This is a genomic window from Lactobacillus gallinarum DSM 10532 = JCM 2011, from assembly GCF_001434975.1.
Lineage (GTDB): Bacteria > Bacillota > Bacilli > Lactobacillales > Lactobacillaceae > Lactobacillus > Lactobacillus gallinarum.
The window spans coordinates 1-20,120 of the sequence record NZ_AZEL01000041.1 but is presented as its reverse complement, the minus strand read 5'-3'; the positions used below and the strand labels follow the sequence as shown (position 1 = coordinate 20,120).

Below are 20,120 nucleotides of genomic sequence, written 5' to 3'. Positions count from 1 at the left end.
ATGATTACGAAGGATCTTAATACTGAATTTTGGGTAATTTCTGATACGCATTTGATTGCAAACAGTTTGCATGATGAAGGACAAGCTTTTTCACAAATGCAAAAAACTAGTCAAGGTAAGGACTTATATTATCAAGAGACTGCTCTAACAGCTTTTATGCGAATGGCACAAAGAAAAAAGCCTGCAGCAATTATTGTCACAGGCGATATTACTTTTAATGGTGAAAGAGTATCAGCTGAAAAATTTGCCGAAATCTTTCGACCATTAAAACATACGAAAGTATTAGTTATACCAGGAAATCACGATATTTTTGATGGTTGGGCTAGAGAATTTCGTGGTAAAAAGCAATTTTATGCAGGTGAAATTAGCCCAATTTTTTGGCGTTCAATTTTTGCTAAATCCTATCGTCAAGCAGTTGATACGGATGATAGTTCTTTGGCATATAGTGTGCAATTAAATCCACAATATTTTTTGATATTGGCAGATTCCAACTTATATGGTAAAGAAGAAACGACGGCTGCTCCGCATACGCGAGGAATGATCGGCAAATCCCAACTTAAATGGATTAAAAAACAGCTGCAGTATGCGGAGAAAAATCAACTTCGTCCGATTTTATTTATGCATCATAATTTATATGCTCATAATCCTGCTGTAAATAAAGGATATGTGGTTGATGATGCAGTTGAATTAAGGCGGCTTTGCAGTCAATATAATGTTAAACTAGCTTTCAGTGGTCACATTCATGCTCAAAATATTATGGGTCCCCAAGAAACAACTCCTACAACTGAAGTAGTAACTTCAAGTTTTTGTTCTAATGATCAAGGATATGGGGTTGTGCGCGTTCATTCACGTCATATTACATATGTAAGACGTAATTTTGATATTACAAGATACCTGACAGACCAAGAAAAAGAAAATTATACCTTAGAACATTTTCATAAGTATTTAAAGGATCTACAATTAGGCAGTATCTCTGCGGATATGATGCAGAGTGAATTGAATAAATATCATGACGATATAGATTTAGTTCGAGCAATGGGTAAATTGTTTGGCTGGATGAATTATCACTTTTTCACTGGGCATAATCATATTAAGGCGAGTGAATTGAATAAAATTCATTCTTCAAAGGCCTATCAAGTGTTAATTAAACATCATCCTGAATATAGGCTATATTTAGAGACTCTGTATGACACCAGTGATCATAGTAATTTACAAGTAAAAATAAAATATTGATAAATAAAGAGAGTATGATTTATTTCGTACTCTCTTATTTTGATGGTTTTTGATACAATAAGAAAAGGAATAAATGATATGTAGGGTGTGATCTAAATTCTAAAATCTAAACGGCATTTTATATTTTTAGGAACGATTGGAGCAATTTATTACTCATGGCTTTTAATCATTCTGTTGACAGCTTTTATTTTGGGTTATGAAGGAAATAAAGCAATTAATATTCCTGGAATGGTAGTCGGATTCATTTTTATTGTTTTGTTAGTGTATACATGGTTGTATTCATTTTTCGAAAATAGTAAAAATAAATATTTACTTAAATTACCATACAGAACTCAAATTAAGGTAAGTAAACCAGTTTTAATTGCAAAATGGCGTATATTTGAAATTTATCGATTAAAAAGTGAATTTCAAAGCTATTCTGTTTTAGTTTTTTCAAGAAAGAAGAATAAGCATAGATGAAATCAGATATTGAAATTGCACAAGAAACTAAAGAGTTACCAATTAATGAAATTGCCGCAAAGGTTAATTTAAAAGAAGATGATCTAGAACCATATGGTTATGATAAGGCTAAGATCAATTGGCAAGCTATTAATCGCATTTCCCAAAACAAAAAATTAGGAAAGTTAATTTTAGTAACTTCTATCTCGCCAACACCAGCTGGAGAAGGAAAATCTACTATTACTATTGGTTTAGGTGATGCTATCAATAATCAATTGCATAAAAATACAATGATTGCTCTGCGTGAACCATCAATGGGTCCTGTTTTTGGACTTAAAGGTGGTGCAACCGGTGGTGGTATGGCACAAATTATTCCGATGGAAGACATTAATTTACACTTTACTGGTGATATGCACGCTTTAACTGCAGCGATTGATACATTAGCTGCATTAGTAGATAACTATATTTATCAGGATAATAGTTTAAATATTGATCCAGAACGAATTCTTTTGAAACGCGGTTTAGATGTTAATGATCGTGCTTTGAGAAATATTACAGTTGGGCAAGGCTCTAAGTTTAATGGCGTTGAGCATAAATCAAGTTTTGCAATCACTGTAGCCAATGAATTGATGGCTATTTTATGTTTAGCAACAGATATTGATGATTTGAAAGCTAGAATTGGTGATATGCTTGTTGGTTATACCAAAGATGATCAACCAGTTTATGTTAAGCAACTCGGTTTTCAAGGTGCAATTGCTGCATTACTTTCTAATGCATTAAAGCCAAATTTAGTTCAAACGCTTGAGCATACTCCTGCACTAGTTCATGGTGGCCCGTTTGCAAATATTGCACATGGGGCTAACTCGGTTATTGCTACTAATCTTGCCCTACATTTAAGCGATTATGTTTTAACTGAGGCAGGCTTTGGTAGTGATCTCGGTGGTCAAAAGTTTATGGATTTTGTATCTAACCACTTGGACAAAAAGCCAGATGCAGCGGTTGTTGTTGCAACTGTTCGTGCGCTTAAATATCAAGCTTTAGGAAAGACCGACAATCTGGATGAAGAAAATCTTGCTGCTTTGAAGGCTGGATTTAAGAATTTAGAGCGTCATATGAATAATATGCGTTCATATAATGTGCCGGTGGTTGTGTTAATTAATCAATTTGCAACAGATACTGAGGCAGAACTTGATTTGCTTAAAAAGTTAGTTGAAGAACAAGATATTCCAGCTGAGGTAGTTACTTACCATGATGATGGCTCTAAAGGCGGAATTGAAGCTGCACAAACAGTAATTGATTTAGCCGATTCTGGTAAGGCTAAAGTAGTATCAACTTATGATGAAGATGACGATGTCAAAACCAAAATTGAAAAGGTAGCTACTAAAATTTATCATGCTAGCGGAGTGGAATATACAGAAAAGGCTGATAAACAAATTAATGAGCTAACCAAGTTAGGCAAGGAAAAGTTGCCAGTAATTATTGCTAAGACACAATATTCGTTTAGCGATGATAAGAAGCAATTAGGTGCTCCAACTGATTTCAAGTTGCATGTGAAAGGAATCAGTTTGAAAAATGGAGCTCGTTTTATTGTTGTAACTACGGGACATGTATTGGATATGCCAGGCTTGCCTAAGCATCCTGCAGCTTTGGATATCGATGTTGATAATAATGGCAAGATTAGTGGGTTATTTTAATAAAAGATGCAATTTTTATATTTATTTATTTCATTATTTGTAGTTTTAGCAGATCAAGGATTAAAAAATTATATTGTAAGCAATTATACCGTTGGTGAAGTTCATCAGATTATTCCGGGAATTTTATCATTTAATTATTTACAAAATGATGGTGCAGCTTGGAATATTTTAACTGGTCAAATGTGGCTATTTTACGCTATCAGCGTTATTGCCATTGCAGTTTGTTTATATTTTTTGTTCAATAAAAAGTATAAAAATGCATTGTTTGACGTGGGATTAGCCTTAGTATTAGGTGGTATTATCGGTAATTTCATTGATCGACTTCATTTAAAGTATGTAGTTGATATGCTTCAACTTGATTTCATTAATTTTAACATCTTTAATATTGCTGATTCTGCTATTACCACTGGTGTGCTCATTATATTTATTTACTTAATTTTCTTTGCAGATAAGGATGATAAAAATGCCTAAAAAATATTTATTACAAGTTAAAGATGAGCACGGACGTTTAGATAAATTTATCTCAGAGCAAGTACCTGATTTGTCTAGAACTAGAGTAAAAGAATTAGTTAAAGAAAAAGAAATCCTAGTTAATCAAAAAGCAGAGAAAGTATCTTATAAAATTCAAGCAGGCGACAAAATTGAAATTAATGTTCCAGCGGTAAAACCAATGGATGTTGTTCCAGAAAATATTCCACTTGATATTGTTTATGAAGATGACGATGTAATTGTAGTAAATAAACCACAGGGCATGGTGGTGCATCCCGCACCAGGACATCCTGATCATACTTTGGTGAATGCACTTCTTTATCACACAAAAGATTTGGCACAATCTCCCGAAGGTTTTAGACCTGGGATTGTACATCGAATTGATAAGGATACTTCAGGTTTGTTGATGATTGCTAAGAATGCTCAAGCAAGAGAATTACTTGAAGATCAGTTAGCGCATAAGACAAACAAAAGAATATATTGGGCCATTGTTCATGGTAATTTTAGTGAAGAAAATGGTGTCATTGATGCTCCAATTGGCCGCAATCCATATGATCGCAAGAAGATGGCAGTGGTAGAAAATGGTAAAAAAGCTATTACACATTTTAAGGTACTCAAACAATTCAAAGGCTATAGTTTAATTCAATGTCAACTCGAGACAGGACGAACTCATCAAATCAGAGTACATTTAGATTATATTGGACATGCAGTTGCGGGAGATCCATTATATGGTCCACGCAAAACTTTAAAAGGGAACGGCCAGTTTTTGCATGCTAAAGTTTTAGGCTTTAAGCATCCCCGGACAGGAGAATGGCTAGAATTCACTGTTGAACCACCTAAGATATTTCAGGATATGTTAGCCCAATTAGAAAAAGCAAGTGAATAAAAATGAAACGTTATTTGATATTAGAAGATGGCAGCTCTTTTGCTGGTGAAGGTATTGGCGCAAGTATTATTTCCACCGGAGAATTAGCAATTCAAACTACTAATTTTGGCTATCAAGAAGCATTAACTGATCCTACTAATGCTGGAAAAATTCTAGTTTTCACATCGCCAATGATCGGCAATAATGGGATCAATGCAATTGACTATGAAAGTATTGATCCTACTGTTAAGGGAATAATTGCTAATGATATTGCTTTGAATATTTCTGATAGTGAAAATTTTGAAGATCTTAGTTCGTTTTTAAAAGAAAAAAAGATACCTGCCATTTTTAAGGTAGATACCCGTGCGCTTGTTCATCGTTTGATCGAAGAAGGAACTATTAAGGCCTCAATCATGGATACTAATGATGAACACGCTTTTGATCAAATTAAAGCATTAGTTCTGCCTAAAAATAAATCGGCAATGGTTTCAACTAAAAATGCTTATGCATCCCCAAATGTAGGTAAAACAGTTGCAGTTTTAGATTTAGGATTAAAGCACTCTATGCTCAGAGCTTTGTCTCTTAGAAAAGTAAACACAACCGTTTTACCTTATAATGTTAGTCCGCTGGATGTTGAGAACTTACGTCCTGAAGGAATCATTATTTCAAATGGACCAGGTAAACCGGAGGAAATAGTTGATAAAATTGCTCCGATTTTAGATCATTTTTATGGCAAATATCCAATCTTAGGAATTGGATTAGGTTTCTTAGTGTTAAGTGATTATTTAGACTTTGAATTGGTTCAGTTACCTCAGGAATTCAATGGAATTAATTATCCAGTAATTGAGCAAAATACTAATGCAATTTGGCAGACTTCAATGAATATTGATCAATTAGTATTACCTGATAGCGTAAAAATGAATATGAATCGTGAATATTTTGATCTTCATAGTGAATTAAATGCAGGATTTTGGAATATCAAAGACAAGATAGTAGCAACCGCTTTTAATCCAGAGGGAGCCCCAGGATCCCATGATGCAGATGAAATTTTCGATTATTTTTTACAAATGATGGAGTAAATTATGCCGTTAGAAAATGATTTAGATAAAGTATTAATTATCGGATCAGGTCCTACTTTGATTGGTAGCGTAGCTGAGATGGACTTAATGGCTACAGAAGCTATTGATGCCTTAACCGAAGAAGGAATACAAGTTATATTGGTTAATCCTAATCCAGCAACTATCTCCACGGATAAAAAGTCCAATGTTACCGTATATCTAGAGCCGATGACATTAGATTTTCTTAAGCGAATTTTACGTATGGAAGAACCAGATGCGATTATTACTGCGTACGGTTCAACTAATGGATTAAAAGTTGCTCATAAATTATTGCAAGATGGAATTTTAGAGCAAATGGGCATTCAGTTGCTAACTTTGAATTCTCGTATCTTGCAGATGGGTAATCAGCAAAAAAGAACAGAGCTTTTAAATAAATTAGGAATTGATACTAGTGAGTCTTGGGAATTAAATCAAAATGCTCAAGACAATATGAATGGTGCTATGGATAATTTACTTTCCAAAGTTACTTTTCCAGTATTAGTTACTAAGTATAATCGTTATGTTCATAATGAACATTTACGATTTAAGACTAAAGAAGCTTTAGTGACCTATTTTAAAGAAGAAAGACAAACTGATAATTTTACATGGAAAAATTATCGATTAACGGAGGATCTTTCAGCTTGGGAAGAAGTTATTGTTGATGTAATACGTGATAAGGATGGCAATTTAGTATTTACTAATTTTGCTGGTTCGATAGAGCCAGTGGGAATAAATTCTGGTGATTCAGCTATAGTAATGCCGTCTTTAACTTTAAATAATGATCATATTCAAGAATTGAGAGAATCAGTTAGACGAATTGTAGATAATTTGGAAATTGTTGGTTTTACTAGTTTTCATTTTGCTATTAAACATCATGGCACCCAAATTAAGTCAAAATTATTGACGATCCGTCCTCGTTTAACTCGTAGTTCTGTTTGGGCTCAACGAATTGGCATGTATGATGTGGGTTATGTAGTAAGTAAAGTAGCTATTGGTTATCGACTAAATGAAATAACCGATCCATTATCAGGATTAAATGCTTCTATTGAACCTACTTTAGATGCAATAGCGATTAAAATACCTTATTGGTCATTTACTGGTTCAGGTTATAACCATTATCAGTTGAATAATCGAATGCAAGCCAGTGGCGAAGCAATGGGCGTAGGACGTAATTTTGAAACAGCGTTTTTGAAAGGTTTAGATGCAACTACTAATCTTGACTTGGGCTGGGCTGCTTTTGTAGAAGAGAGCCGGAAAACATATGAAGAAATAATTGAAGATCTTAAGCATCCCGATGAATTACATCTAATTAAATTACTAGCAGCTATTAAAGAAAATATTCCTTTTAGTGAATTACAAGAAATTACAGGCCTTCATCCAATTTATTATCAAAAGCTTCTTCATATTGTCACAATCATTAATAAACTAGTGCAAAATAAGGAGCATTTAACTTTAGATTTAGTAAGAGAAGCTAAAGATTACGGCTTTTTTAATCCATTGCTTGCTAAGGTATTAAATATTTCTGTAGAGGAAGTACGATCATTAATTAGTAAATATAATTTAGAACCATCATTTTTAAAGATAGACGGTTCGGCTGGAGTTTATCGGCCTAATGTGTGTGCTTACTATGGCGCATATGATGTTCAAAATGAAGCTAAAGATTTAGCGGCAGATAAAAAGATATTAATTTTAGGTATGTTGCCTTTACAAGTATCTGTGACTAGTGAATTTGACTATATGATTGCTCATGCAGCAAAGACTTTACATAATAATGGCTATGTTACAGTTTTGCTTTCAAATAATGATGAATCTGTTTCTTCTAGATATAAGGATATCGATCGAGTATATTTTGAATCAATTACATTAGAAAATATTTTAACTATTGCTAAAAGAGAAAATATTAAAGATGTACTTTTACAATTTTCAGGTAAAAGAGTAAGTGCATTAAGTAAGCAATTGGAAGAAAATGGTCTTCATATAATAGGTCAATGGGAGACTAAAGATCCTCGTGATATGATTACGGAATTATTAAATCATCCCCTGACCGATTTAAAACGAGTACCATCTCTGAAAACTACAAATCCTAATGCTGTATTTGAATTTGTTGATCAATATGATTTTCCAATTTTAATTGGGGGCATGAATAAAGAGAATAAATTAAAATCCGCTGTAGTTTATGATATTCCAGCAATTAAAAGATATTTAGCTGAAAATCAGGTAGATCAAATCACCGTGTCTCAGTTTATTGAAGGGAATAAGTATGAAGTAACAGCTATTTCGGATGGTAAGAATGTCACTTTACCTGGTATTATTGAACATTTAGAGCAAACAGGTTCACATGCATCAGATTCAATAGCGGTTATTAAACCTCAAAATTTATCATTAGAACAACAAAAAAAGATTGAACAACAATCGATTAAATTGATAAAAGTATTACAAACAAGAGGAATCTTTAACTTACATTATTTGTTGGTAAATGATGAATTATATTTATTACAAATTAAGCCATATGCAGGTCATAACGTAGCGTTTTTGTCTAAGTCTTTGAATAAAGATATTACTGCCTGCGCTACGGAAGTCTTGATAGGTCATAACCTTCAAGATTTGGGCTATCCCAATGGACTATGGCATACAAGTAACTTTATTCATATTAAAATGCCAGTATTTTCTTTCCTTAATTATAGTAGTGGCAATACATTTGATTCTAATATGAAATCATCTGGTTCAGTAATGGGGCGAGATACTCATTTAGCTAAGGCATTATACAAAGGATACGAAGCTAGTGATTTACACATCCCTAGTTATGGGACAATTTTTATTTCAGTTAGAGATGAAGATAAAAATCGAGTGACAGAATTGGCTCGTCGATTTGATAGATTGGGCTTTAAGTTAATTGCAACCGAAGGAACTGCGAATATGTTTGCGGAAGCTGGGATTACTACAGGAGTTGTAGAAAAAGTCCATAATAATCCTCGCAATTTACTAGAAAAAATCCGACAACATAAAATTGTAATGGTAGTAAATATTACTAATCTTTCTGATGCGGCTAGTGAAGATGCATTACGAATAAGAGATGAGGCTTTGTATACTCATATTCCGGTATTTTCAAGTATTGAAACCGCTGAATTAATTTTAGATGTATTAGAATCACTAGCGTTAACTACACAACCAATTTAAAATAAAAAAGCTAAGTTTATTCAAATAACTTAGCTTTCGCAATAAGCATGTTTAAGAGGCATGCTTATTTTTTATTGACTTTCATTGCCATAATTTCTTTCTCTACTGGAGTGACTTCAATAGAGTTTTGACCAGTATAAATTACAAATCCGGGTTTAGCACCATTAGGCTTTTTAACACGTTTGTCTTGTACATAATCTACTTGAACATGGGCAGAGTCTTTGCCCTTAGAAAAGAATGCTGCGATTTCAGCTGCTTCTTTAATATCGTCTTCAGATGGTTGATCATCTCGTAAAATCACGTGAGATCCTGGCATATTTTTAACATGGAACCAGTAATCAGATTTGTTAGCCTTTTTTAAAGTTAACCAATCATTTTGATAATTGTTTTTACCAACTAAAACATGTTTACCAGAAGAAAGTTTAAATTCATTCAGATTACGTTCTGTAATTTTATTTTTTCGTTTATTCTTCTTTTGTTTTCGAATATATCCTTGATTGATTAACTCATCATTAATTTGATCAATATCCTGCGGATCCGCATTATCGATAGCAGTTTGAATAGAATCAAAATAGCGCAAATTTTCTTCGGCTATTTTGATTTGCTGATTAACATGTTTAATGGAATCGCGCAATTTTTTATATCGAGTAAAATATTTTTGAGCATTGCGTGCTGGTGAAAGGGCAGGGTCTAATTTTATTGCAATAGGTGCATTGTTTTCATAGTAGTTAGGCAGGGAAACTGTAGTCATTCCTGGCTTCACTTGATTTAAATTTGCGTTTAAAATTTCACCCTTAATACGATATCCTTCTGAGTTTTCAGCAAGATCGAGTTGTTTCTTTAATTTCTTGATTTTCTTGCTTAGCTTTTTTTGCTCATTCTTAACCACGCGTTCTACTTGACTAGCGCGTTGTTTTACCCAATCACGATTAGCTTGATATTCATAAAATTCATCAAGTCCTTTGTTAAGGTCAGGATTAGAGCTTTCCTTTTCAAGATCTAGATGATAAGGCAAATAACAAAAGATTTTTCTCTTATTATTAGGAGTCTTTAAAACAAATGCGCGTGGATTGTCGAACTGATTGAAAAACGTTTTAAAGGAAGAATAGCTGTATTCATCTTCTAAGTACCCCAATAGTTCACTTCGATCATCTTTATCTAAACCATCCATTTGCTTAGCTAAACTTTTAGCATCATTTTCATTGCTAAGTTGTTTAAATTCAGTTTCAGACAAAGTTAATCCATTTATTCCTGGCTTCAATGGAGGTAACTCATATTTCGCTTTTGGTAATAAAATACGAGCTCTATTTTCATCAGGATTAATTCTCTTTAATAAGTCGATGATATGATTATCTTTTTGATTGTAGAGAATCACGTTACTGTGACGACCCATTAATTCTACGGAAAGAACTAATTCGATTTCATCACCCAATTCATTGCGATTACTAAAATGGAAATTAGTAATTCGATCTAAACCTACTTGATCAATAGATTGTAAAACAGAGCCCTCTAAGTATTTACGTAATACCATTACAAAAATAGGAGCTTTATCAGGGTTGTTAATTGTTTGTTCAGTTAAATACATCCTTGGATATTGTGCATTAGCTGAAATTAAAAATTGGTAGTTTTTTCGATTTTTTCTAAAGATTAAAACTAAGTCTTGATCAAAGGGTTGGTAAATTTTTGATAAACGACTTCCTACTAGAGTAGGGGTTAAATCTTGTAATAAACTATGGATAAATGATCCATCAAATGCCATAATACATCACCTCAAAATACGTTTAATATTATAACAATAAAATTCAATATTCTAAAATTATTAGAGTTATCAACTATAAGCTAAAAATAATACACATTAATAATTAGGTAAAACTAATATAAATACAAAATGACATATCAAAGTTATAATTAACATTAGTATTAAAGTTTTAATATTTAATGTTTCACACAACACTATATATCTAATATAGTTTGGAAACGGTATTATCAAATAGATTATTAAATGATAAAATACAGTTATAGTAATCTAATTTGGAGAAAAAGGACTTTGTATATGGATGTATTATTTTTTAGCACTATTGCAGATCAAATAAAAAAAGAAATAAATCACAAGTGTAGCCTGAATATTTCACAAACTAGAATTTTGCTTTTTTTGATGACACAAATAATAAAGCTTTAGCCATGGGGAAATTAGCTGAAGCACTTAATATTTCTTTATCTACCTTAAGTCGTCAGCTTCAACAAAAAAAGACAAAGAGCCTTATAGAAATTACACGATCTGAAAAAGATTCAAGTAAGATTGTGAAATTAAGTTCAGAAGGTATAAAGAAAGCAGAAGAACTAAAGAATACACTTAGTAAAATTGAAAGTCTTCTTTTTATATCTTTGGATTCTGATGCTTCTAGTCTGTTTGTTAAGCAACTTTACGAAATTGCACAAGCTTCTTCCTCATTAGACGACTTGCAATAGGTGTGTAATTAATGGTTTTATGCTATAATTCTTCTGTATTATATAATTAAAGAAATTGGGAAGGGGAAATAAATTGAAAATCGCATTAGTTACTGACAGTACTAGTGTCTTAACTGAACAAGAAGTTAAGGACAATAATATTAATGTGGTTCCGATTCCCGTCATCGTTGGCGACAAGGAATACTTAGAAGGAGTTAATATTACTTCTGCGCAACTTTTTGAACTACAAAAGCAAGGCGCAGCTTTTCCTAAGACTTCACAACCAAGCATGGGTCAAATGATTGAATTATGCAATAAGCTTCATGGAGAAGGCTATGAGGCTATCATTGCTATTACTTTATCGAGTGGTATTTCTGGATTTTATCAAAACATGGTAAACATGGCTCATAATAATCCGGAATATAATCTATATCCTTATGATTCTAAAATGACCGTAAGATTACAAGGTTATTTGGTATTAGCTGCTGCTAGAATGATTAAGAATGGCATGGAACCAGAAGCTATTTTAAAGAAACTGGACGAAATTCGAAAGACAATCGATGAATATTTTGTAGTTGATGATCTTAAGAATTTAAGCAGAGGCGGTCGTTTAAGCAACGCAGGTGCGTTTATTGGTACTATGCTGCAAATAAAACCATTATTAACATTTAATGATGATGGTAAAATTGTTGCTTTTGATAAAATCAGATCTTTAAAGCGTGCTGTTGCCAAGGTTAAGAAACTTACTTTAGAAAAAACTGCAGAATTACCTTATAAGGATAGATTACGTTTATTCGTATTTCATTCTAATGACCTCAAACAAGCAGAAGACATAAAAGAGTTTATTAATACTAACTTCCCAGATAAGCCGGTGGATGTGGCTGAATTCAGTCCTGTAATTGCTACACACTTAGGTGAAAAGTCTATTGCGATTGCATGGATGATAGACTTTGATAAATTAGATTTAACTAAATAATAAAAGAGGCGCTGTTAAACTAAAAAACAGTGTCTTTTTTATTATTTAATATTAATAGTAAAATTGTTATAGTTGCAGTTATGGATATAATAATAAATTTACTATTATTCATGTGGCGATCAGCAATAGCACTTTTATTATTACTAGACATATTAAAAACAGCACCATTTTTATATAGTTTGGTGCTGTTTTATTATTTAGTTTCATTTAAATTTTGATGATCATTAGAAATTGCATCTAATGCTGCTCGCTGCTTCTTTTGATCTACGTGAGTATATAAATCTGTGGCAGTTGTTCCTTTTTGACCTAATTGTTGTGCTACTAAAACTTGATCTTTAGTAACAGCATACAATTCAGAAGCTAATGTATGGCGCAATTTATGAGGGGTAAGAGGATGACCAAAGCTGGCTGAATATTTGCTAACCATTTTTTCAATTGCATTAGTAGTCATGCGTTTTGTTTTATTGTGCCATCTTGTTAGAAAGAAAGCCGTTTGCTTAGAATCGGCCATATAACGCTCAGCTCGGATTTTTTTATAATTTTTAATATAGTTTAGAGTCCATTCAGCAATAGGGACACTATCCTTTTGTCCGCCTTTACGCGTGACATCTAAAACTGCGTCCTTTATATTCAAATCTTGCATATCTACGCCAGCACACTCAGAAACTCGAATTCCTGTCCCTAAAATTAAAGCAATAATGGCCATATCTCTTTCTTTATTCATCTTGAAACCAGGTTTAGCTTGCTTATTGCATTTATTTTCATAGTCATGATCAATAAATTTAAGAAATTCGAATTTGAGGTTTCCAGTGTACATGTGTGATTCTAAAACGTGAGCACGATAATTTAATGTTTTAGTATCATTTAAAGACTCAATTTTGAGCATTACGTTGCGCTCAAAATAGGGCTCACCATTATTATTATCTGATGTAATGGTCAAAAATTTAAATAAAGAGCGTAGGGCATTAATAGAACGATTAATAGTAGTGGGGGAGTTCAAGTGTCCTTGCTTATTCTTAGTGTGGCCTAAGTTATCAATGTACAACATGATATCATTTCGCCGTAAATTTGCTAAAGTATCTGGTAAGATATGTTGATTATCTTTTGCAGTAGAGATGCCTTCTTGACGTAACCAATTAAAAAAACGACGTATCTCGGTTAAATATTGATAGGTGGTTGTTAATGAGTGATTAGTACCTAAATTATATTGTTTAACAAAGTCTGGCATATTATCTAGTTCAGTTTTAATTAAGCTAAGATACTTAGTAGATTCCATATTTTCTCCTTACTCGAACAAGTGTTTAAATAATTGTATCATAGAAAAAGGCAATAAAAAACACCTATCTTTGGAGATAGGTGAATATTAAAAATCTCAGCTTTAATTACTTTTCCCAACTCAAACGATAATATCTATAGTATTATTGTAAAAAATTGTTCATAAGTATTTAAAGAATGGAATAAACCACGTCACTATAACTGGAATACTAGCAACGCCGGTAGCAACCCTTCAGCATTCCAGTTATAGTAACTTTGATTATGTTTATCTATATAATATAGGCATTTAACATCAAGCTAAACAATCTGTATTATTAGACAGTGTTGTTTGTATGGTACAACTTACCTTTCAAGTATTTATTTTAAGATGATTAAATCTAATGATCAAGTCTTAAACGCTAAATTTTCAAAAAAATATTTATATTTAATGTTAATTTAGTTTAAAATATTGTTTTTGAAATTTCATGTATAAAAATTGTACAATAAAGACGAAGATTATATAAGACGAGGAAAAATTATGACAGAAGAAATTGATGTAAATTTTCAAGCTAAGAATCCAAGTGGTATTAAATTATTAAATCGTTTGTATGATGGTCATTTAGTATTAAATGATATCGGTGTTCGTTTGGATGAGCAGCTTAATAATGAAAATGAAGAATTAACTGTACCAACTCAAGAAGACGTTAATAATTTGGACGATACTTTTGGCAAGATGGTACAAACTTTTAGTGATATCACAGATGCTTATGGTAACGTTGATACCTTTGCGGATAATTTTGCCGGTACAACTAAGGATTTTGCAGAAAGATTAATCACTGAAATGGTAGACTTTAATAATGGTATTGCTGATATTGGAGATACTGAAGGTGGTCTTGAAAACTATGATAACGATAAACTCAACGATTGGGTTAACCAGGTTATGGGTGATATTGTAGCTACTAATGAAGCTTTCAATACTTTAATTAAGGAATAATAGTGCTTGAAGATCCAATTTAATAAAAGGCAAAATGGCTTTACAATCTTTAGATGGATCAATTAAAAAGGCGTCTCATGTGTGAGGCGCTTTTTTAATATATTATTTCTTTAAACTAGCTATTGGATAAATAGTGTAATCAGCTCTATAAGCAACAAGACGATGACCATCAATTACAAACTGGGTAGCATTCTTCATATCACTTTTATGGATAGAAACGTTTTTACCAGTGAATACAGCAATTGGCATCCCTAGTTGGCTTCTAATCATAACTACTTTAGCATCACCATTCCAGTCATTTTTAAAATTTTGATACATAGTATTTAATAGTGGAACAGCCTTGTTTTGATCATTGATATTAACATGCTTATTAAATTCATCTTCGTAATTCTTTAGTCCTTCATAGGCAATAAGAGTGGAGCCTACGTGAATCATTCTGTTGTGACCGTAATCAATGTCAATTACGCTAGATTTTTCGTTACCATTGCTGTCTTTTTGAGACATCTTTTTATCTGTATGAATATTAACAGATTTTGCCTTAATTTGATCGATCTTTTGTCCATTTGAATCATAAGTGGAAACTGTCAATGGTAAAGCACCGATTTTAGAGCGCATAGACAGCTCCCAATTTTCAAAATTGCTACAGCCAGAAAGTAAAGCTACGCTTAAAATACTTAAGCTTAACAATGAAATAAGTTTCTTTTTACGCATATGTTTTAAATTCCTCAATTCATACTTAATAGTGATGAGTTTAATTTTATCATATTTGTACTTAAGGGATGCAAAAAGGCGGGGAGTATTATTAAATTAAGCTATTGATAGTTAATAAAAAAACAAAAGAGTGAATTGATCTTTTCTAATAATCAATCCACTCTTATATATTTTGAATATCTTTTTCTAATCATCAGTACCAATTATACGATGCCAAATGTAAAATCCAGATCCGATTACTAATGCAATAGCCGCATACAAAAACATCCAGGCATTATAAAACCACCAAATATTCCTAGAATGCCTGCGATAATCATCAAAATTAGGCCAGTTATATCTCCACCTAAGTAAGGACTTTTTTCTAAGCAAATATAGACAATTTCAGCGCCAATAAACAGGCCAGCTATGATTATTTCAAGAATACCACCAACTATACTTTTAGCTGCGTATATGCCTAGTAATGACCTAACAGTCCGTCTAGAAATAGCCATACTGACAAAACAATCATTAAAATTTCAATAACTAATTTAGTAACTCTCATCTTTTTTAGCCTCCATATCTGTATATATTATCTATGCAAGATGCTAAAAAATTCAAAAATAATTTACTAAATTAATTTTGAAACATAAGCTTAAATCTGATAATTGAAAAAGGACTAAACTATTACGTCTAGTCCTTTTTCAATTATTTAAAATTTTCAGCCTTTACGTATGCATTTTTACCAACTCTATAGTAGGCTTCATTGTTAATATAATGTTTTGGTCCATATGTCTTAATAGGTGAACCTTGCTTTAATGTTTTCCACTCAGTGTTAAGTGATCCATTGTTTTGGTAAACATCGGCCTCAGTCTTAAATATACGTGAGTTACCTAAGATATTGCTTGCCATGATGTATTTATTATCGCCAATTTTAACGGCTGATTTACCATTGCTTAATTTTGTCTTGCCACCATAGTAATTGACTGATGTATAAGCTTTATAAACTTCGCCGGTACGCTTGCCATTGCAATCATATACGTAGGACTTATACATTATTGTGCCAGTATGTTTGGCATTAGAGTTAGAAGGTGCTTGGGAAACTGCAGAGCCTGAAATAGATAATGGGAGAATAGTTACATTACCGTCTGTAGACATTCCTTTCCAATTATCAGTGTATTGCCAGATAGCTACGCCGTCCATTGAAGGGAAGTATTTAAAATTAGGCTTATCTACTCGTCCAGATATAGCATATGCTGCTACCCATAAGGAATTAGGATATTTTTTGATAATAGATGGTGTATTAATGTTATTTTGTAACACAGAAGAACTAGCGTAAAGTAGTGGCTGATAGCCAGCTGCTTTAATTTCATCCATAAAGACTAAGATTGCCTTAGCGGTGACGTTCTTACCGTTAGTAATTATATTGCCGCTGCCAGTTTCATAATCACAAGCTAAGTAGGATCCTTTAGGAAGGCCAAGGGCTTTAGCAGATGCTACAGCATATTTAGCTTCACTTTTAGCTATAGAAGCATTAGAACTAAATGTAGCAAAGTGATAACCCATCGGCATCATGTCGTTAGCAATGGCAGATTTGATTTGAGCGGCAGCCTTTGGATTACGATAGCTAGTACCTTCACTAACTTTGACTATTGCAAATTGAGATCCGGCTTTGGCATGAGCTGTTAAATCCGCACTTTGATAACTAGCAACATCAATCCCTAGTTCTCTTGCTGCTACGGAAGTTGCTGAAGCTTGTACATGGGAAGGATTAATAGGAGAGAGGGATGCAGGTAGGAGACTCATCCCAGTGTTTACTAACATAGTTGCACAAGCTAATTTTACGAATGTTTTCTTTTTTAACAAATTAATTCCTCCATAATTGGTGGAGAGAGTTAATAATCTATATCTCTCACTTTTAATATATTTAAAACTTATATATTATAGATTACATTGGTAGGTACCAAAATGCAATAGTTGAGATTAAATATTAATATTGTAGTAATCAGATAGAAATAATTGCAATAAAATTGGGATAATAATTGAGAGTCGAGCATGGAATGATTATTAAATGTCATTCTTTTTGGTTTATGCCTCCTTAGAGGGATGCACGTTCAAAAGGCCTAGCAAACAGTAAAAAAGTGCTAGTACTTAGCCAAGTATGATAATAGACGTGGTGAAGAAATTTGAATGAAAATAAATAGATACTGATATTACAATTAGAATATTATGCTTTTTAGACACTTTTAATTTTTAAATGTCAAGAATAATACTTAAAACCTAAAGAAATGTATAAGGAGGGCTATTTCGTATATTACTTTAATGACAAAAATATTGTAATTATATAAAATATAGATAGTTAAGAAAAGCGCTTAATTAGCTAAATAAAGTATATAGATGTTTCTTTAATGAAAGCAAAGGTGATCAAAATGCTACATTGGATTTGGGTATTAATTGTTGGAGGAGTTATTGGTTTGATTGCTGGAGCTCTTACAGGGCATGGCAGATCAATGAACTGGATTGCTAATATCTTAGCAGGGTTAATTGGTTCCTCATTAGGTCAAGCTTTATTGGGTGCCTGGGGGCCACAAGTTGCTGGCATGGCAATTGTACCGTCAATTTTAGGTGCAGTAATTTTGGTAATCATTGTTGCCTTCGTTGTCAGCAAATTTAGAACTGCATAACGTTTATATGAGTAAAAATTTTTAGTACGTACTACAAACGAAAAGGCTAAATCTAGGATAAAATCCTTATTTAGCCTTTTTTGTTGCCCTATTCTCTTGGGAGAGGGGAGAGAAATAAAAGCATTAAAGGTAGTGTGGGCACAGATTGACGAAAATAAATAGGTTTTGAAACAATGAATTGATGATAATTTAGCTGTTTTAAATAGAATTTCTGGCTCTCATTATCAACTGAAGCCAGTTATATTTAGGTTTTTATTGACTAATAATGACGTATTTTAAAAGGATTTATGATTGTTCGAATAAAAATTCGTTATGTAATACGTAATTGCTAAAAATCAAGCGCTGAATATTAAAAATAGGAAAGATGATTAGCAAGTGTACTGTGTGGTAGATAGAGGAAAAGACTAAGAAAAGTCATAAGAACATAGGATAGACTTATAATATAAGGATTTTTAAAAATTTGAATGAAAAAATTAAAATAAAAAATAAAATTTATTCGAACTTTATAAATCAGCAAAAATAGCTGTTTTGAGAGGAACTTATTTCTTGCTATCATTAAAATTATTGTTTTAAGTAATGCATAGCAAATATAATTTATCTAATTAATTACCATTTATTACCATTTATAGAAAGCAAGTATAAAGAATATGGTCGTTAAAGGGATTATTTCATTAATAATGATTCAGCAAAATTTATATGACGAATTGCCTATCCCTAAAATCATTATTAAATCAGCTGATCATGCCATTTTACTATGAATATCCCTATAATCAGCATGAAATTAGACCGATTTTTAGTCTGAGAATCTGTATTAAATCTATTTATTATTATGGTAAAAATATCAGCGTATTAGCTTGATTAGCTAGTTATTGAATGTATATGGTATTTATTTCACTTAAGCCTTTAAATTTTGTTAGAAATTAATCAATAGATCCATTGATTTAATTTTTTTGAATTTTGACTTAAAAAATTAAGTAGGCAAGTTTATCGATTGGATTATTAATTAAAAATAATGAACTTGACCGTAGAATTGCGATCTCAGCATCTTTATAAAAGTAAAAAACTTTAATTAACTTGCAACAAATAAAAAAGGCAAAAATAAAAAGTATAAAAAGAGTTGCCAATTTTAAAATACACGAAAATGTCTTCTGTTTGTGTATTTACGATATTCTTGCTTATAACTTTACATAATATGAATTATGCGCAGATGCAAGTAAGAATTAATTGCTCTCTTTTATACTTCTTTATTGCTATATAATTACTTATTTTAGCATGTCTACTTTTTTATTATTTTTCAAAGCATTAAGATACATCGTGTTTATAAGTGCTAATAAGATTACAGCTATCCATATTGTTTTTAAAACCAAAAACTTTTGAAGAATTGCTGAAACAATTGCACCAACTCCAAATGAAATTACTAATAACATATAATTTACTGCAGCTGTATGTTGGCTTTTATCTTCACCAAAGAAAAATGCGCTCCAGGCAACAACTGATTTCTTTAGATTTCCAGTTGTAAATGCATTATTATATCCCATTCCTTCAATTTTGCTGAATGATGCATTTTGAATGGCTAGTCCAAACGCAATTGCCGGCACAATATAATAATTAGGAACACTACGCGGCAAAAAACCAACAATTAAGCAAATAGCCAAAATTGGAAACAAACAAAATACTCTCCAATAATATCCTTTAACGTACTTATGGAAAAGACCTACTACGAGCAATCCTAAAGAAAAAGCGATAAATGTACTTGCACGGTTAATCATGCCAGCTATATTATGGTCAGCTAAAGCTGAACTGAAGAAAATAATGTTTCCAGTTTGTCCAGCAGATAATGTATGTCCCCTTTGAATATATGTATAGGCATCCACAAATCCTCCACAAAAAGTAAGAGCGCATGCTAATTGTCTAGATTCTGCAGGACGCTCATATTTATTAAAAATCTCTTTTAAATTCATTTCTTCATTAATTCCCCTCTTAATTTATAATCAGTTTACATTATAAACTTTATATAGAACAAAAATATAGAGACTGTAAAATAGTTTGTGTAAGGATGAATGATTCCTTAAATTTATTTCTTT

14 protein-coding genes and 2 pseudogenes are annotated in these 20,120 nt (G+C 32.1%); 10 read left to right on the top strand and 6 right to left on the bottom strand.

The window, feature by feature from the left end; genetic code table 11:
• The 6 genes from FC37_RS04745 (at position 1) to FC37_RS04715 (ending at position 8,993) form a co-directional block, all read left to right on the top strand.
• Complete coding sequence (locus tag FC37_RS04745) at positions 1-1,233, top strand: metallophosphoesterase (protein WP_025005671.1); 1,233 nt, start codon at positions 1-3, stop codon at positions 1,231-1,233.
• 455 nt (positions 1,234-1,688) lie between these two features.
• Positions 1,689-3,365, top strand: a complete 1,677-nt coding sequence (locus FC37_RS04735; protein ID WP_025005673.1) for a formate--tetrahydrofolate ligase — start codon at positions 1,689-1,691, stop codon at positions 3,363-3,365.
• A 6-nt stretch (positions 3,366-3,371) separates the two neighbouring features.
• Entirely contained in the window at positions 3,372-3,836 is a 465-nt protein-coding gene (lspA, locus tag FC37_RS04730; protein WP_025005674.1) for a signal peptidase II, read from the top strand.
• Positions 3,829-4,740, top strand: coding sequence for an RluA family pseudouridine synthase (locus tag FC37_RS04725; RefSeq protein ID WP_025005675.1), 912 nt, complete (start codon positions 3,829-3,831; stop codon positions 4,738-4,740). Before lspA ends, FC37_RS04725 begins: the two co-directional genes overlap by 8 nt.
• Before the next feature lie 2 nt (positions 4,741-4,742).
• Positions 4,743-5,798 carry a carbamoyl phosphate synthase small subunit gene (locus FC37_RS04720; RefSeq protein ID WP_025005676.1) on the top strand — a complete coding sequence of 352 codons (1,056 nt, stop codon included), beginning with the start codon at positions 4,743-4,745 and terminating at the stop codon, positions 5,796-5,798.
• A 3-nt stretch (positions 5,799-5,801) separates the two neighbouring features.
• On the top strand, positions 5,802-8,993 hold the full coding sequence (locus FC37_RS04715; protein WP_025005677.1) for a carbamoyl phosphate synthase large subunit: 3,192 nt from the start codon (positions 5,802-5,804) through the stop codon (positions 8,991-8,993).
• Between the two features lie 64 nt (positions 8,994-9,057).
• Here FC37_RS04715 and FC37_RS04710 read toward each other — a convergent pair whose 3' ends face one another.
• Positions 9,058-10,752 (bottom strand): Rqc2 family fibronectin-binding protein, encoded by a 1,695-nt coding sequence (locus FC37_RS04710; RefSeq protein ID WP_025005678.1) that lies wholly within the window; start codon positions 10,750-10,752, stop codon positions 9,058-9,060.
• Between the two features lie 294 nt (positions 10,753-11,046).
• On the opposite strand from FC37_RS04710, the pseudogene FC37_RS04705 reads away from it, so the two are divergent.
• Together FC37_RS04705 and FC37_RS04700 are read left to right on the top strand one after the other, a co-directional pair.
• Positions 11,047-11,462, top strand: a pseudogene (locus tag FC37_RS04705) (MarR family transcriptional regulator).
• A 73-nt stretch (positions 11,463-11,535) separates the two neighbouring features.
• Positions 11,536-12,417 carry a DegV family protein gene (locus FC37_RS04700; RefSeq protein WP_025005679.1) on the top strand — a complete coding sequence of 294 codons (882 nt, stop codon included), beginning with the start codon at positions 11,536-11,538 and terminating at the stop codon, positions 12,415-12,417.
• 193 nt (positions 12,418-12,610) lie between these two features.
• On the opposite strand, the gene xerS is transcribed toward FC37_RS04700, so the two are convergent.
• A complete protein-coding gene (gene xerS, locus FC37_RS04695; protein ID WP_025005680.1) occupies positions 12,611-13,693 on the bottom strand; it encodes a tyrosine recombinase XerS in 1,083 nt (360 codons plus the stop codon).
• Positions 13,694-14,209: 516 nt separating this feature from the next.
• Between xerS and FC37_RS04690 the strand changes: the two genes are divergently transcribed.
• A complete protein-coding gene (locus FC37_RS04690; RefSeq protein WP_025005681.1) occupies positions 14,210-14,665 on the top strand; it encodes a hypothetical protein in 456 nt (151 codons plus the stop codon).
• 102 nt (positions 14,666-14,767) lie between these two features.
• Here FC37_RS04690 and FC37_RS04685 read toward each other — a convergent pair whose 3' ends face one another.
• The 3 genes and pseudogenes from FC37_RS04685 to FC37_RS04675 all read right to left on the bottom strand — a co-directional run bounded on the left by FC37_RS04685 (position 14,768) and on the right by FC37_RS04675 (position 17,218).
• On the bottom strand, positions 14,768-15,376 hold the full coding sequence (locus FC37_RS04685; RefSeq protein ID WP_025005682.1) for a DUF5052 family protein: 609 nt from the start codon (positions 15,374-15,376) through the stop codon (positions 14,768-14,770).
• Between the two features lie 186 nt (positions 15,377-15,562).
• A pseudogene (locus FC37_RS10760) lies at positions 15,563-15,917 on the bottom strand (hypothetical protein).
• A 143-nt stretch (positions 15,918-16,060) separates the two neighbouring features.
• On the bottom strand, positions 16,061-17,218 hold the full coding sequence (locus FC37_RS04675; RefSeq protein ID WP_025005683.1) for a GH25 family lysozyme: 1,158 nt from the start codon (positions 17,216-17,218) through the stop codon (positions 16,061-16,063).
• Positions 17,219-17,781: 563 nt separating this feature from the next.
• Here FC37_RS04675 and FC37_RS04670 point away from each other — a divergent pair.
• Positions 17,782-18,036, top strand: a complete 255-nt coding sequence (locus FC37_RS04670) for a GlsB/YeaQ/YmgE family stress response membrane protein (protein ID WP_025005684.1) — start codon at positions 17,782-17,784, stop codon at positions 18,034-18,036.
• Between the two features lie 1,262 nt (positions 18,037-19,298).
• Here FC37_RS04670 and FC37_RS04665 read toward each other — a convergent pair.
• A complete protein-coding gene (locus tag FC37_RS04665) occupies positions 19,299-19,997 on the bottom strand; it encodes a YoaK family protein (protein ID WP_025005685.1) in 699 nt (232 codons plus the stop codon).
• Positions 19,998-20,120 lie beyond the last annotated feature (123 nt).